Source organism: Plantibacter flavus (assembly GCF_900177615.1).
Lineage (GTDB): Bacteria > Actinomycetota > Actinomycetes > Actinomycetales > Microbacteriaceae > Plantibacter > Plantibacter flavus.
Genome location: NZ_FXAP01000001.1, coordinates 288,107 through 302,040, shown reverse-complemented (window position 1 = coordinate 302,040; position 13,934 = coordinate 288,107). Strand labels below are relative to the sequence as shown.

The 13,934-nt window shown below is 69.3% G+C and carries 13 protein-coding genes and 1 tRNA gene; 5 read left to right on the top strand and 9 right to left on the bottom strand.

Going from position 1 to position 13,934, the window contains the following annotated elements; translation table 11 throughout:
- Positions 1 to 25 precede the first annotated feature (25 nt).
- The 3 genes from B9Y95_RS01420 to B9Y95_RS01410 all read right to left on the bottom strand — a co-directional run bounded on the left by B9Y95_RS01420 (position 26) and on the right by B9Y95_RS01410 (position 2,134).
- The gene (locus tag B9Y95_RS01420) at positions 26 to 982 is read right to left on the bottom strand and encodes a DMT family transporter (RefSeq protein ID WP_085510332.1); all 957 of its coding nucleotides are present in this window, start codon (positions 980 to 982) and stop codon (positions 26 to 28) included.
- A gap of 61 nt (positions 983 to 1,043) precedes the next feature.
- Positions 1,044 to 1,119: transfer RNA gene (locus B9Y95_RS01415), tRNA-Thr, on the bottom strand.
- A gap of 46 nt (positions 1,120 to 1,165) precedes the next feature.
- Positions 1,166 to 2,134, bottom strand: coding sequence for a DsbA family protein (locus tag B9Y95_RS01410; protein ID WP_085510331.1), 969 nt, complete (start codon positions 2,132 to 2,134; stop codon positions 1,166 to 1,168).
- A gap of 256 nt (positions 2,135 to 2,390) precedes the next feature.
- Between B9Y95_RS01410 and B9Y95_RS01405 the strand changes: the two genes are divergently transcribed.
- Together B9Y95_RS01405 and B9Y95_RS01400 are read left to right on the top strand one after the other, a co-directional pair.
- Positions 2,391 to 3,500, top strand: coding sequence for an ABC transporter ATP-binding protein (locus B9Y95_RS01405; protein WP_079705359.1), 1,110 nt, complete (start codon positions 2,391 to 2,393; stop codon positions 3,498 to 3,500).
- A gap of 104 nt (positions 3,501 to 3,604) precedes the next feature.
- A complete protein-coding gene (locus B9Y95_RS01400) occupies positions 3,605 to 4,885 on the top strand; it encodes a DUF4032 domain-containing protein (protein ID WP_085510330.1) in 1,281 nt (426 codons plus the stop codon).
- Between the two features lie 96 nt (positions 4,886 to 4,981).
- Here the strand turns inward: B9Y95_RS01400 and rlmB are convergent, their stop codons facing one another.
- Both rlmB and cysS read right to left on the bottom strand, forming a co-directional pair.
- Positions 4,982 to 5,992, bottom strand: a complete 1,011-nt coding sequence (gene rlmB, locus B9Y95_RS01395) for a 23S rRNA (guanosine(2251)-2'-O)-methyltransferase RlmB (protein WP_085510329.1) — start codon at positions 5,990 to 5,992, stop codon at positions 4,982 to 4,984.
- On the bottom strand, positions 5,982 to 7,436 hold the full coding sequence (gene cysS, locus B9Y95_RS01390; protein WP_085510328.1) for a cysteine--tRNA ligase: 1,455 nt from the start codon (positions 7,434 to 7,436) through the stop codon (positions 5,982 to 5,984). The genes rlmB and cysS overlap by 11 nt, the downstream gene beginning before the upstream one ends.
- Before the next feature lie 40 nt (positions 7,437 to 7,476).
- On the opposite strand from cysS, the gene B9Y95_RS01385 reads away from it, so the two are divergent.
- Positions 7,477 to 8,589, top strand: coding sequence for a winged helix DNA-binding domain-containing protein (locus tag B9Y95_RS01385; protein ID WP_085510327.1), 1,113 nt, complete (start codon positions 7,477 to 7,479; stop codon positions 8,587 to 8,589).
- Between the two features lie 11 nt (positions 8,590 to 8,600).
- Here B9Y95_RS01385 and ispD read toward each other — a convergent pair whose 3' ends face one another.
- Together ispD and B9Y95_RS01375 are read right to left on the bottom strand one after the other, a co-directional pair.
- The gene (gene ispD, locus B9Y95_RS01380) at positions 8,601 to 9,845 is read right to left on the bottom strand and encodes a 2-C-methyl-D-erythritol 4-phosphate cytidylyltransferase (protein ID WP_085510326.1); all 1,245 of its coding nucleotides are present in this window, start codon (positions 9,843 to 9,845) and stop codon (positions 8,601 to 8,603) included.
- A 46-nt stretch (positions 9,846 to 9,891) separates the two neighbouring features.
- A complete protein-coding gene (locus B9Y95_RS01375; RefSeq protein ID WP_085510325.1) occupies positions 9,892 to 10,374 on the bottom strand; it encodes a CarD family transcriptional regulator in 483 nt (160 codons plus the stop codon).
- A 211-nt stretch (positions 10,375 to 10,585) separates the two neighbouring features.
- Here B9Y95_RS01375 and B9Y95_RS01370 point away from each other — a divergent pair, with 211 nt between their 5' ends.
- Positions 10,586 to 11,119, top strand: a complete 534-nt coding sequence (locus B9Y95_RS01370) for a hypothetical protein (protein ID WP_200811338.1) — start codon at positions 10,586 to 10,588, stop codon at positions 11,117 to 11,119.
- Positions 11,120 to 11,195: 76 nt separating this feature from the next.
- Here the strand turns inward: B9Y95_RS01370 and B9Y95_RS01365 are convergent, their stop codons facing one another.
- Positions 11,196 to 11,879 carry a response regulator transcription factor gene (locus B9Y95_RS01365; RefSeq protein WP_064296370.1) on the bottom strand — a complete coding sequence of 228 codons (684 nt, stop codon included), beginning with the start codon at positions 11,877 to 11,879 and terminating at the stop codon, positions 11,196 to 11,198.
- Positions 11,876 to 13,042: a sensor histidine kinase gene (locus B9Y95_RS01360; RefSeq protein WP_085510324.1), complete on the bottom strand. Its 1,167-nt coding sequence runs from the start codon at positions 13,040 to 13,042 to the stop codon at positions 11,876 to 11,878. Before B9Y95_RS01360 ends, B9Y95_RS01365 begins: the two co-directional genes overlap by 4 nt.
- Positions 13,043 to 13,208: 166 nt before the next feature.
- Here B9Y95_RS01360 and phoU point away from each other — a divergent pair, with 166 nt between their 5' ends.
- A complete protein-coding gene (phoU, locus tag B9Y95_RS01355; RefSeq protein WP_064296372.1) occupies positions 13,209 to 13,877 on the top strand; it encodes a phosphate signaling complex protein PhoU in 669 nt (222 codons plus the stop codon).
- The last annotated feature ends 57 nt before the right edge of the window (positions 13,878 to 13,934 follow it).

Below are 13,934 nucleotides of genomic sequence, written 5' to 3'. Positions count from 1 at the left end.
GCATCCGACGACTCGACGGCTCGACTCAGTCGGCGGAGGACGATGCCGTGGGACGACGCCTGAACCGCGCCGATGCGATCGCCACGGCGGCGAACGCGAGGAGTGTCCCGATGACGGTCGCGACATGCACGCCGCCGTCGTCGGTGGGCAGCAGCACGTCCAGCGCGAGCGCGCTCAGGGTCTGACCGGCCACCGTTCCGAGCCCGAGGATGAGCACGCCCGTGTGCTGCACGAGGAAGGCCGCCACGGCGATGAACACGCAGCCGATCGGCCCGCCGAGGTAGAGCCACCACTCCCCCGGGAGCGGACCGGGAGGCGCGACGATGACCGCGTGCAGCACGGCGGCGATGACCAGCACGACCGTCCCGACGATGAAGTTGATGAACGTGGCGGCGAGCGTGCTCTGTGCCCGCATCTTCACGCGGCCGTTGACCGCCTGCTGCCAGCCGATCCCGATGCCGGCCAGGAGCGGGAGGACGAGCAGGCCGAGTGGGATGCTCCCGCCGAGCTCGCCCGAGACCGCGACGCCGACTGCGATGAGGGCGACGACCGCCCCGAGGACGCGCTGCACACTGAACCCGACGACGCCTCCCGGGCCGAAGCCGATCCGGTCGAGCACGAGTCCGCTCGCGGTCTGGCCGGCGACGACCGCGACCGTGAAGAGGGCGACGCCGAGCGTGGCGGCGGTGAGCCCCTGCGAGAGCACGAGGAACGCGCCTGCGCAGCCGCCGAGCACCGTCCACCAGGGCATCTCCCTGCGTCGGACGGCACTGGCAACCGTGGAGAGCCCCTGACGGCCGGTGCGGGAGACCGCCAGCCCGACAGTGAGGATGACCAAGCCGCCGCCGAACGAGATCGCAGCTGCGGTGAACCCGTCACCGAGTCGCGCTCCGAGCTCGCCGTTCAACCGGGCCTGCACCGCGATGAAGGCACCGCTGACGACGGCGATGAGGAGCGCGAGCGGCGCTGGGACACGGGTCACGGGAGGGTTCCTTCCAATGAGGAACCGCCCACTCAGCAAGGCTGAGCGGGCGGTTCTCGGCTGGAGCCGACGACGGGACTTGAACCCGTAACCTACGCTTTACAAGAGCGTTGCGCTACCAATTGCGCCACGTCGGCCGACAGGGGCTGGCCCCGGTCTCATCCATCCTACGATGACGGCGGATCAGCCGTTGGTCACGGGCGACTCGCTGGCACCCGGCGTCGGCGTCCCGGTGGAGTAGCTCTCGCTCGAGACGGCGAGGACGAAGGCCGCGAACTGCTCGGCGTCGGTGAGCGAACCCGTGTACTGCTTGCCGTTCACCAGGATGGTCGGCGTCCCCTCGACCTTGGCGACGTCGGTGCCGGGCAGCGGGCCGCTGCGTGCACGGTCGGTCGAGTCCTTCACCCACGACTTGTAGGTGCCGTCGTCGATGCAGGCGTTGATCTTCTTCTCGCCGCCGGAGATGACGCCCTTGGCGATCGACTTCAGCTCGGCGTCGGTCAGGCCCTCGGTGTTCTCCTTGGGCTGGTTCTCGAACAGTGCGGTGTTGAAGGAGAAGAAGTCGTTCGGCGAGTACTCCGCGACGCAGGCCGCCGCGTTCGAGGCGCGCAGCGAGTACTGCGTCCCGAGCGAGAGGTTGCTCAGCGTTGCGAGGGGGTGCACCGTGTACGTCGCGGCACCGGCCTCGAGCCAGCCCTTGACCTGCTCGGCGTTCGTGGTCTCGAACTGACCGCAGTAGGGGCAGAGGAAGTCCTGGTAGACGGAGATCGCGACGCCGTCGGCGGCCGGGGTCTCGGTGGCCGCCGGCGTCTCGGCCGGGGCGGGCTCCGCGGGGGCGGCCGGATCGGTCGCGCTCGGCGTGGGCGTCGACGCAGTGGCCGGGGCTCCGACCAGCTGCAAGCCGGCGGAGACGGTGAAACCGTCGTTCTTGGCCGCGGTCGGGACCGGTCCGGCGGGCTTGATCGACGTCACGATGATGACCGCCACCACCGCCACGATCGCGAGCGCACCGAGCACGATGCCGCCCTGGAGCAGCACCCGGTTGCGGCGGTCACGGCGCTTCTGCTGCTCGCGCAGCACCCGCGCCTTCTCGCGTGCCGCGTCGCGTCGTTCGTTCTTGGTCGGTCGGTTCTGCGATCCAGCGCCAGACATTGATCCTCGTTTCGGGGGGCTCGCGCTGCGGAGACGAAGCAGCGCCAAACAGAGTAATCGTAGACCTGCCGCCTGAGAGAGGCCCAAACCAGGCCGGGAGCCGGCTGTGCGTCCACCGAGAGATCCGCTGGCCGCTGGACCTTCCATTCACAGGAGGTCGTGGCATACTGGGACGGCGAACCGGCCATCGATGACTGGTTCGCGTCCATTCACAACGGATCGTCCGGCACGTACCTGCCGGTGAAGGAGAACAACCATGGCGTCTGTGACGTTCGACAACGCAACCCGTTTCTACCCGGGTGGTACCCGCCCCGCGGTCGACAAGCTGAACCTCGAGGTCGCCGACGGCGAATTCCTCGTCCTCGTCGGCCCGTCCGGCTGCGGCAAGTCCACCTCCCTCCGCATGCTCGCCGGCCTCGAAGAGGTCAACGACGGCCACATCTTCATCGGCGACCGCGACGTCACCGACGTGCCGCCGAAGGACCGCGACATCGCGATGGTGTTCCAGAACTACGCGCTCTACCCGCACATGACCGTCGCCGAGAACATGGGCTTCGCGCTCAAGATCGCCGGCGTCGGCAAGGAGGAGCGTGCCACCCGCGTGCTCGAGGCCGCCAAGCTCCTCGACCTCGAGGACTACCTGACCCGCAAGCCGAAGGCGCTCTCCGGTGGTCAGCGTCAGCGCGTCGCGATGGGTCGAGCCATCGTCCGTCAGCCCCAGGTCTTCCTCATGGACGAGCCGCTGTCGAACCTCGACGCCAAGCTCCGCGTCCAGACCCGCACCCAGATCGCGTCGCTGCAGCGTCGTCTCGGCGTCACCACCGTCTACGTGACCCACGACCAGACCGAGGCGCTCACCATGGGCGACCGCATCGCGGTCCTCAAGGACGGCATCCTGCAGCAGGTCGGCACCCCGCGCGACCTCTACGAGAAGCCGAACAACGTCTTCGTCGCCGGCTTCATCGGCAGCCCGGCCATGAACCTGTTCGAGGGTGAGATCGCCGACGGCGGCATCAAGCTCGGCGGATTCATCATCCCGGTCGAGCGGGAGATCACCGACGCCGCTCCGTCGAAGAACGTCACGGTCGGCGTGCGCCCCGAGGACATCACCGTGTCCAGCAACTCGGGCTCCGGCATCGAGGTGACCGTCGACCTCGTCGAGGAGCTCGGCGCCGACGGCTACCTCTACGGCCACACCGACGTCTCCGGCAAGCGCACCGACATCGTCGCCCGCGTCGACGGCCGCAACCACGCACACATCGGCGACACGGTGTTCCTCGCGCCGACGCCGCACCACGTGCACGCGTTCGACTCGGCATCGGGTGAGCGTCTGGGCAACAAGCCGGTCGTGTCCTCCTCGATCTAGTTTCCCGCCGACGATGGTCGAGCGGTCGGTCTCCGATCGCTCGGCCATCGTCGTTTTCGCTTGTCCAGTATCAGCACGACCATCACCGAGGAGCGCTCCGCACCATGTCCGGCGCATTGAACATCACCGCTGCCACCGTCGACCCGGCGCTGCTCGACCTCCCCTGGGAGCTCCCCCTCGAGAACTGGCCGAATGAGGCCATCGCCTCGCTCCCGAAGGGCATCTCACGCCACCTGGTCCGGTTCGCGAACCTGTCCGGCTACGTGATCGCGGTCAAGGAGACGACCGCGGAGATGGCGAAGGGCGAGTACGACATGTTGCGCACCCTGCAGCGGCTCGACATCCCCTGCGTCGACCCGCTCGCGGTCATCACGAACCGGAGCGACCGCAAGGGCCGCGAACTGCCGAGTGTGCTCGTGACGCGGCACCTGAAGTTCTCACTCCCCTACCGCGCGCTCTTCCAGGGCACCCTCCGGCCCGACACCGCGACCCGCCTCGTCGACGCACTCGCCGTCCTCCTCGTCCGCCTGCACATCGTCGGCTTCTTCTGGGGCGACGTGTCGCTGTCGAACACGCTCTTCCGGCGCGACGCCGGCGCCTTCGCGGCCTACCTCGTCGACGCCGAGACGGGCAAGCTCTACGAGGGCGGGCTGTCGAACGGGCAGCGTGAGAACGACCTCGAGATCGCCCGGGTGAACATCGCCGGCGAGCTCCTCGATCTCGAGGCCGGCGGACGCGCCGACGCCGAACTCGACCCGGTCACCGTGAGCAACGGCATCGTCGCCGCCTACCGGTCCCTCTGGAAGGAGCTCACGGGCTCCGAGTCCTTCGACGCGTCCGAGCGCTGGCGCATCACCGAGCGCGTCCACCGCCTGAACGAACTCGGCTTCGACATCGAGGAACTCGCGATCAAGACGACCGACCAGGGCTCGACCGTGCGGATCCAGCCGAAGGTCGTCGACGCCGGGCATCACCAGCGCCGCCTCCTGCGGCTCACCGGCCTCGATGCTGGCGAGAACCAGGCGAGGCGACTGCTCAACGACCTCGACGCCTACTCGGCCTCGTTCGGGAAGGACGGGTTCGACGAGGAGATGGCGGCGCACGAGTGGCTCATCCGCGTGTTCGAGCCGGTGGTGAAGGCGATCCCGCGCGAACTCCGCGGCAAGCTCGAGCCCGCCGAGATCTTCCACCAACTCCTGGAGCACCGCTGGTTCCTCGCGCAGAACGAGGGTCGCGACATCCCCCTGGCGGAAGCCGTCGGTTCCTACGTGAACACCGTCCTGCGGCACCGCCGCGACGAAGCGACCATGATCGTGCCGCCGACCGAGGCGATCAGCCTCCCCGCCGCCATGACCGGACCGGTCGACTGGCGAGACCTCGTCTGATCGGGTCCGTCACCTCGACTGACGACAGACAGGCCCTCGGAACGGAGATCCGTTCCGAGGGCCTGTCCTCGTTCGTACGGTGCGAGCGCCGTTCGACTACTCCGCGTTACGGCGACGCGCGATCTCGTACAGCGTCACGCTGGCCGCGATCCCGGCGTTGAGCGATTCGGTCGAGGCCGAGATCGGGATCGACACGACCGCGTCGCAGGTCTCGGTGACGAGGCGGGACAGGCCCTTGCCCTCGCTGCCGACGACCACGAGGATCGGCTGGTCGGCGAGTTCGAGCCCCGGGAGGGAGACGTCGCCGTCGCCGTCGAGACCGATCACGAAGACGCCGCGCTCCTTGAACGCCTTGAGCGTCTGGGTGAGGTTGGCGGCCATCGCGACCGGCGTCCGAGCCGCCGCGCCGGCCGAGGTCTTCCACGCGGAGGCGGTGAGGCCCACGCTCCGGCGCTGCGGCAGGATCACTCCGTGACCACCGAAGGCTGCGGTCGATCGGATGATCGCACCCAGGTTCCGGGGGTCGGTGATGCCGTCGAGGGCGATGAACAACGGGTTCTCGCCACGGGCGATGACCTGGTCGAGCAGCTCCATGGGGTGCGCGTACTCGTAGGGCGGCACCTTGATGGCTAGGCCCTGGTGCACGCCGTCGAATCCGGCCATGCGGTCGAGCTCCGGACGCATGACCTCGAGCACCGGGATCCCGCGTCGGGTGGCGATGCTGAGCGCCTCCTTCACCCGGTCGTCCATCTCGATGCGGGTCGCGACGTACAGCGTGGTGGCCGGGATCTTCGCGCGGAGCGCTTCGAGGACGGAGTTGCGGCCCGTGACGACCTCGGACTCGTCGCTCGACTTCTGCTTGGTCCGGCCGTTCGTGGACGGGCGTCCGTTCTGGCCGGCCGCCTGCTTCGGCTTGCCGGTGCCGCCGGAGGCCGCGTAGCGCTCCTGCGCGGCCTTCCGCTTGCCGGCCGGGTGCCAGGCGCGGTCCTCGGCCTTGGGGGTCGGTCCACGACCCTCGAGCGCCTTGCGGCCGAGGCCACCGGTGCCCTTGGTGGGACCCTTCTTCGCTTTCTTCGGCCCGGTCGGGCGGGAAGGCTTACTTGCCACTGATACTCCAATGTGCTCCGGACGGGGTGTCTTCGATGGTGATCCCAGCCGCTGTGAGTTCGTCGCGGATCCGGTCGGCCGCTGCGAAATCCTTGGCGACCCTGGCGTCCGCGCGATCGACGAGCAGACGCTCGACGAGTGCGGACAGGGATCGGTGAGTGACGGGGTCGGTGCCCGACGACCACGAGGGGTCGGTCGGGTCGATGCCGAGCACCCGGGTCATGTCGAGGACGGCGACCGCACGCTCGCGGGCTGTCGCCAGGTCGTCGCCGCCATCGAGGGCGGCGTTGCCGACGCGCACGGCGTCATGCAACACGGCGAGCGCGCGGGGGATGTTCAGGTCGTCGTCCATGGCCTCGACGAAGGCGGCCGGGAGCGTCGCTCGACTGGCGGCGGTGGTCGTCTCGGTGAGCAGGTCGGCGCGGGCGGCGCGATCGAGGAAGCCCTCGATGCGTCCGAGTGCGGCTTCGGCCTCGGCGAGTGCGCCCGGATGGAACTCGAGTGTCGATCGGTACTGCGCTGCACCGAGGTAGTAGCGGACGACGAGCGGACGGGCTGCTGCCAGGAGGTCGGCGGCGTAGACGGAGTTGCCGAGGGACTTCGACATCTTCTGCCCGCCCGTGACGGCGACCAGCCCGTTGTGCAACCAGTACCGGGCGAAGGGGTCGCCGGCTGCGCTCGACTGGGCGAGCTCGTTCTCGTGGTGAGGGAACCGGAGGTCGAGTCCGCCGCCGTGGATGTCGAACTCCTCGCCGAGGTACTTGGTCGACATCGCCGAGCACTCGATGTGCCAGCCGGGCCGTCCCTCGCCCCAGGGCGACATCCAGCTCGCCGAGCGAGGCTCCCCAGGCTTGGTGCCCTTCCACAGCGCGAAGTCGCGGGGATCCCGTTTGCCGCGTGGGTCGGCGTCGGTCGCGGCCTCCATGTGCTCGGCGCTCTGCCGGGTGAGTTCGCCGTAGCGGCTCCATGAGGCGGTGTCGAAGTAGACGTCGCCGGAGTCATCGGGAGCCGGGTACGCGTGCCCGGCGTCGATGAGCCGCTCGATGAGCTCCTGCATCTCGGGGATGCTCGCCGTCGCGCGTGGCTCGTAGCTCGGGGGAAGGATGCCCAGGGCACGGTAGGCGGCCGTGAACTCGAGTTCGTACCGGTAGGCGAGCGCCCACCACTCCTCGCCTGGCTCGGCGAACCCGCCCTCGACGCCGGCGGCGGCGTTCGCGAGGATCTTGTCATCGATGTCGGTGACGTTGCGGACGAGCGTGACGCGGACCCCTGAGGCCGTCAACCAGCGTCGCAACTGGTCGTAGACGAGCGCGCTGCGCAGGTGTCCGATGTGCGGAGAGGACTGCACGGTCGGTCCGCAGACGTACAGCCCCGCCTCGGCTTCGCGGAGCGGCACGAAGTCCCGGAGGGACTGCGTTTTCGAATCGTAGAGTCGGAGGGCCACGAGACCAGACTAGCCGCCGCCGTCCGGGCATGATGGTCCCATGACCACGGGACGCGACGACCAGCAGGTTCTCCACGCGCGACTCGCGGCCCAGCTCCTCGCTGGAGCCGATCACCACTCCCCCTCGGGTGTCGTCTCGCGGCTGCTCGCGGTCCAGGCCCAAGACCTGGCTTCGTCGCTGTGGGCGGTCGGCGTCAGGTCGACCGGCACCACGATGGACGAGGTGCTCGCGGCGCTCGAGGACGGCTCGATCGTCCGGTCCTGGCCGATGCGCGGCACCCTGCATCTCGTCGCCGCAGAGGACCTCGGGTGGCTGCTCGGACTCGGTGTCCCGCGGGTCCGCTCGACGATCGCCGCCAGACACCGTCAGCTCGAGCTCGACGCCGAGACCTTCTCGCGCTCCCGTGCGCTCACCGAGGGATTGCTCAGCGGGCATCGGCGCGTGACGAGGGAGGAGTTGTTGACGGCCCACACCGATGCCGGGATCCCGATCGACGGACAACGAGGCTCCCACCTCATCATGGAACTCGCGATGTCGGGCGTGGTCTGCTGGGGACCTCCCGCAGGGAGACAGCAGGCACTCGTCCTGACTGAGGAGTGGATCCGTGCACCGCGGGTCCTCGAGGCGGACGAGGCGCTCGGCGAGTTCGTCGTCCGATATCTCACCGGCCACGGCCCGTCGACGATCGCCGACCTCACCTGGTGGTCGAAGCTCACCGTCGCCCAGGCGAAACGCGGCGTCGAGGTGGCCGCCGGACGGCTGTTCTCCGAATCGCGCGACGGGGCCACCCGCTGGTCGACGGCCGAGGGCATCGAGCCGCCATCTGCTCCACGACCACCGCGGGTGCTCGCGCTTCCCGGATTCGACGAGCTGCTCCTCGGCTACCGCGACCGCGAGTTGACGCTCCCTGCGGCGTTCGCAGACCGCATCGTGCCCGGCGCGAACGGCATCTTCCTCCCGATGATCGCCGTCGACGGGCGCGTCGTCGGCACTTGGCGCCGACGGACGAGCGCGACCGGCGTCATCGTCACCCCGACGCCGTTCCAACCGCTGTCGCAGCGGGTGCAGGCGGGGTTCCGACGGGCCGCTGGCGAATACGGCCGGTTCCTCGGGCTCAGTGCGTCGGTCGACGAGGGCACGTCCGCCGTCTGAGGGTCGACCCGTCAGCGGCGCTCGATGAGGGCTGTGGCGATGGCCGTGACACCCTCGCCACGGCCGGTGAACCCGAGCGCATCCGTAGTCGTCGCCGCGATGCTGACCGGCCCGTGGACCAACCCGCTCAGCACGCCCTCCGCCTCCGTCCGACGCGGCGCGAACCGCGGGCGGTTGCCGACGAGCTGCACCGCGACGTTGACGACGACGAAGCCTGCGGCGTGCAGCCGTTCGACAGCTGCCCGCAGGAAGACCGCGCCACTCGCCCCGGCGAAGCGGGGGTCGTCGGTGCCGAACATGGAGCCGATGTCACCGAGGCCGGCAGCGGACAACACGGCGTCGACGATGGCGTGGGCGACCGCATCCCCGTCGCTGTGTCCGGCCAGCGGGCGTTCCCCCGGCCAGCTGAGGCCGGCGAGGCTCAGCTCGCCGTCGTCGGTGAAGGCGTGGACGTCGATGCCGATGCCGGTCCTGATCGAGGTGGTCGGCCGTGCGCCCACCTCGCGCTCCCGGTCCCGGTCCACCAGGAGTCGCTCCGCACGCTGGGCGTCCCACGGGGTCGTGATCTTGAACGCCGCCTCCGATCCCGCGACCGTGAGGACGGGGTGTCCGGCGTCCGCGTAGAGCGCCGCATCGTCGGTGGCCGCCGCGAGGCGGTCCTCGGCGACGCGGAAGGCCGCGACGAGGCCATCACGCGGGAACGCCTGCGGTGTCTGGACGGCTCTGAGGGCGGCCCGATCAACGGTCTGCTCGACGAGATCGCCCGCGTCGACCCGCTTGATCGTGTCGGTCACCGGGAGACCCGGCACGACCCCCCACCCCGTTCGCGCGGCGGCGTCGATCACCCGTTCGAACTGCTCGGTCGGGGTGAGCGCCCGTGCGGCGTCGTGGACGAGCACCGTGCGGACTCCCGGCCACAGGGCGGCGAGTCCGGCGAGGACGGAGGACTGTCTCGTGTCGCCTCCGACGGCGACACGGAGGTGGTCGGCCGCCTTCCCCGCCGCGCGACGTCCGATCGCCTCCGCCTCACCGACGCGATCCGCTGGGACCACGACGACGACCTGGACCGCGTCGCGCAGGCGGAAGACCGGAGCGAGCGCGTGTTCGAGCACGGTGCTGCCGGCGAGCGACACGAACGCCTTGGGGATCCCGGCACCGAGGCGCGTCCCACTGCCCGCCGCCACGACGATCACGCCGACAGCCGGGCCGTCCAGGGAGGGGTCGGCGGCGGCACCCGGTTCGTCGATCGCAGTCATGCCACGAGCCTACTTCTCGGGCGCCCCGCCTGAACGGACGGTCGACTCAGGAAGCGAGGACCTCGTCGAGGACCGACGACGCCTGTTCCTCGTCGGTCTGCTCCGCCAACGCTAGTTCGGAGACCAGGATCTGGCGGGCCTTCGCGAGCATCCGCTTCTCTCCCGCGGAGAGGCCTCGGTCCTGGTCGCGACGCCACAGGTCGCGGACCACCTCGGAGACCTTGATGACGTCGCCCGAGGCCAGCTTCTCGACGTTCGCCTTGTAGCGGCGGGACCAGTTCGTCGGCTCCTCGGTGAACGGCGCACGGAGCACGTCGAACACGCGGTCGACGCCCTCGCGTCCGATGACGTCGCGCACCCCGACCAGGTCGACGTTCTCGGCCGGGACCTCGATCATGAGGTCGCCCTGGGTGACGCGGAGCTTCAGGTAGAGCTTCTCCTGGCCCTTGATGATCCGGGTCTTCACCTCGGTGATGGTCGCGGCGCCATGGTGCGGGTAGACGACGGTCTCGCCAACTTCGAAGATCATGGGTCTCGGTCCCTTCAGCGTCTCCCAGAATACCACGGGACCCCTGATCAGAGCCGGGTACCGGGTGGCCCGCGGACCGGGTGGTGCACCGGTCGATCACCGGCCGACGACCCGGCCACACCCCTTCGCAGGCGTGGGCTAGACTCGAATCCGGATCCCGGGACACCTGTCACTCGTCTGCGCCCGGGGCCACCACATCTTGGAGGGTTCTGTGAAGGCGCGTCTCATCGCTTCCATCGTCGTCGCGGGTGCTGTCGCACTCGGCATGAGCGGTTGCAACCTCATCGCGCCGCAGGCGACCCTGAAGCAGTACGACGCCTCGGACGGCGTCGGTGTCACCGTCGGCTCGGTGGCCGTCCGCAACGCCATCGTCGTCTCCGACGACGGCGAGACCGGCAACCTCGTCTTCAGCGTCGCGAACCGCGACGACCGCGCCCACACGGTGCTGATCGAGATCGAGGGCAAGGAGGAGCAGTTCCAGGTCCTCGCGGAGCCCGGCCTGACGACGTTCGACGGCTCGGGAGCCAACGACCCGCTGCGCATCGAGTCCCTCGGTGTTCAGCCTGGAGCCGTCCTGGACGTCTTCTTCCAGTACGGCGACGAGACGGGCGCCACGGCGAGCGTTCCGGTCCTCACCGGCCAGCTGCTCGAGTACTCCACGCTCGTCCCGACGCCGCTGCCGACGGATGAGCCCACCGAGATGCCGACGCCGCTCGCGACGCCCACCACGGAGCCGACCGAATAACGCTCCGTCGCCCTACACGACCAAACGCCCCACACCTCTTCAGAGTTGCGGGGCGTTCGTCCGTCCTGGACCTGCGTCAGGCCTCGAAGCGGTAGCCGAGCCCACGAACGGTGACGAGCATCACCGGTTCCGAAGGGTTCGCCTCGATCCGGGAACGGATGCGCTTGATGTGGACGTCGAGCGTCTTGGTGTCGCCGTAGTAGTCGCTCCCCCACACCCGGTCGATCAGCTGACCGCGCGTGAGAACCCGTCCGGCGTTCCGCAGGAGCAGCTCGAGCAGCTCGTACTCCTTGAGCGGCATCGGGATCGGCGCCCCGTTGACCTCGACGACATGACGCTCGGTGTCCATCCGGACCGTGCCCGCCTCGAGCAGCACCTCCTCCTGCGCCTGGTCCGCCTCGACACGGCGTCGCAGCACCGCCCTGATCCGAGCGAGCAGCTCGCGGGTCGAGTAGGGCTTCGTGACGTAGTCGTCGGCGCCCAGCTCGAGCCCGACGACGATGTCGACCTCGGAGTCCTTCGCGGTCAGCATGATGATCGGCGTGCTCGAGACCGCGCGGATCTGACGGCAGACCTCCGTCCCGGGGATGCCGGGGAGCATGAGGTCGAGCAACACGAGGTCCGCGCCGCGAGCCGTGAAGGCCTGGACCGCCGAGGGGCCGTCCTCCGCCACCTCGACCTCGTACCCCTCCCGTTCGAGCAGGTAGCTCAGGGGTTCACTCAGGGACGCTTCGTCTTCGACGAGCAGGATGCGGGTCACGGGGTACTCCTTGCCGTGCCGGTGGAGAGGTCCTCCGGCGGGGTCGTTGCTCTGGGAAGGCGGATGGTGAACGTCGAGCCACGGCCCAGCTGCGACCAGACCTTCACTTCGCCGCCGTGGTTCTGGACGGTGTGCTTGACGATGCTGAGGCCGAGGCCGGTGCCGCCCGTGTGGCGGGACCGCGCCTGGTCGACGCGGAAGAACCGTTCGAAGACCCGGTCGCGGTCCTCTTCGGCGATCCCGACGCCCTGATCGGTGACGGCGATCTCGACGACGTCGTCGACCGCCCGGACACCGACACCCACGTGCGCGCCGGTGGGCGAGTAGTGGATGGCGTTCGAGATGAGGTTGTGCACGGCGACGACGAGCATGGCCTCGTCACCGTACACCTCGATGTTCTTACCGCCTTTGAGGGAGAGCCCCACCCCGGTCGCCTCGGCCGGCACGCGGTTCTGGTCCACCGCCGCGGCGATGACCCGATCGAGGCGGACGAGTTCGGGCTGATGAAGGGCGTCGGCCGCCTGCAACCGCGAGAGGTCGATGATCTCCGCCGTCATCCGGGTGAGTCGCTGTGACTCGGTCGAGAGCCGGCTGGCGAACCGCTTCACCCGTTCCGGGTCGTCGGCCGCCGTGTCGAGTGCTTCCGAGAGGAGCCCGATGGCGCCGATCGGCGTCTTCAACTCGTGGCTGATGTTCGCGATGAAGTCCCGGCGGACCTCGTCGAGTCGACGCGCCTCCGTGTGGTCCTCGGCGAGGAGCAGGATGAACCGCGACCCGAGCGGTGCCGCCCGCACGCGCAGATGCCGGGTTGCCTCACCGAAGCGCCCGAGCGCGAGTTCGAGGTCGCTGGTGACGGCCTCGCCGGTGCGGCGGACCTCGAGCGCGAGGTCGATGAACTCCTGTTTGTCGAGCACGCGGTCGCGCACGAGCCCGAGCGCGAACGCCCCGGGAGAGGCCTTCAGCACGTTGTTGGACGGGTCGACGACGATGCCCGCGCTGTCGAGGGCTTCGAGCACCTGGTCGACCCCGTCGGGGACGACCGGGTTGACGACCGTCGCGGCGCGCTCGCCCCGTCGGAGGGCGAGGGTGATGAGGGCGACGAAACCGCCCCCGACGATGAGGCCGAGTGCCAGGGCGATCAGCACCAACCACATGGTGTCCATGGGTACTACGTTACTCAGTCCGCCGAACGCCGAACTCGCGAATACCCCGCCACTTCGACGACTGTTCACGCTTGGGGCCCCAACTGTTAACCTTGGTTCGGCATCATCGGCGGAGCGGGCATCTGCCTGCCCACCGCCAGGTCACGGAAGGACGGCACCCAGAGCCATGCGCGAGGTATTCCAGCAGTCACTGCGAGAGGTCCAGGATCGCCTGGTCGAGATCGCCGAACTCGTCACGATCTCCATCGAGAAGGCGACGCAGTCCTTCGGCAACTCGGACGTCGCGGTCGCTGAAGAGGTCATCGCCAACGACAACCGCATCGACCAGCTCGCGATCGAACTCGACGAGCTCGCCATCGACATCCTCGCCCGTCAGCAGCCGGTCGCACGCGACCTGCGCATCGTCGTGAGCGCGCTGCGCATCAGCGCGTCGCTCGAGCGGATGGGCGACATGGCCGAGCACATCGCCCAGCTGTCGCGGTACCGCTTCCCCGACAAGGCTGTGCCCAAGGGCCTGCGGACCACCTTCGCCGAGATGGGTCGACTCGACGTCTCGATCGCCCGCAAACTGACGGAGCTGCTGCGCACCCAGGACCCGCGCATCGCCGACGAGATCCGCAACGACGACGACGACGTCGACGAGCTGCACGCCAGCGTCTTCGAGAAGGTCCTCGGCGACACCTGGAAGGGTGAGCCCGTCGCGACCGTCGACGCCACCCTGGCCTCGCGGTACCACGAGCGCTTCGCCGACCACGCCGTCTCCATCGCCAAGAAGGTCCAGTACCTCGCGACGGGCGACTGGATCCCCGAGGCGACCACGCCGGTGCACCACTGACCAGCTGATCCCGGACACCCCGACGAGCGGCGTCGACCCGAGACCGGGTCGGCACCG

Excerpts from the sequence above, each read along its gene's own strand:
- B9Y95_RS01360 (WP_085510324.1), bottom strand. The coding sequence starts at position 13,042 with ATGGACACCATGTGGTTGGTGCTGATCGCCCTGGCACTCGGCCTCATC.
- phoU (WP_064296372.1), top strand. The coding sequence starts at position 13,209 with ATGCGCGAGGTATTCCAGCAGTCACTGCGAGAGGTCCAGGATCGCCTG.
- B9Y95_RS01405 (WP_079705359.1), top strand. The coding sequence starts at position 2,391 with ATGGCGTCTGTGACGTTCGACAACGCAACCCGTTTCTACCCGGGTGGT.
- B9Y95_RS01385 (WP_085510327.1), top strand. The coding sequence starts at position 7,477 with ATGACCACGGGACGCGACGACCAGCAGGTTCTCCACGCGCGACTCGCG.
- B9Y95_RS01375 (WP_085510325.1), bottom strand. The coding sequence starts at position 10,374 with ATGATCTTCGAAGTTGGCGAGACCGTCGTCTACCCGCACCATGGCGCC.
- ispD (WP_085510326.1), bottom strand. The coding sequence starts at position 9,845 with ATGACTGCGATCGACGAACCGGGTGCCGCCGCCGACCCCTCCCTGGAC.
- B9Y95_RS01400 (WP_085510330.1), top strand. The coding sequence starts at position 3,605 with ATGTCCGGCGCATTGAACATCACCGCTGCCACCGTCGACCCGGCGCTG.
- B9Y95_RS01410 (WP_085510331.1), bottom strand. The coding sequence starts at position 2,134 with ATGTCTGGCGCTGGATCGCAGAACCGACCGACCAAGAACGAACGACGC.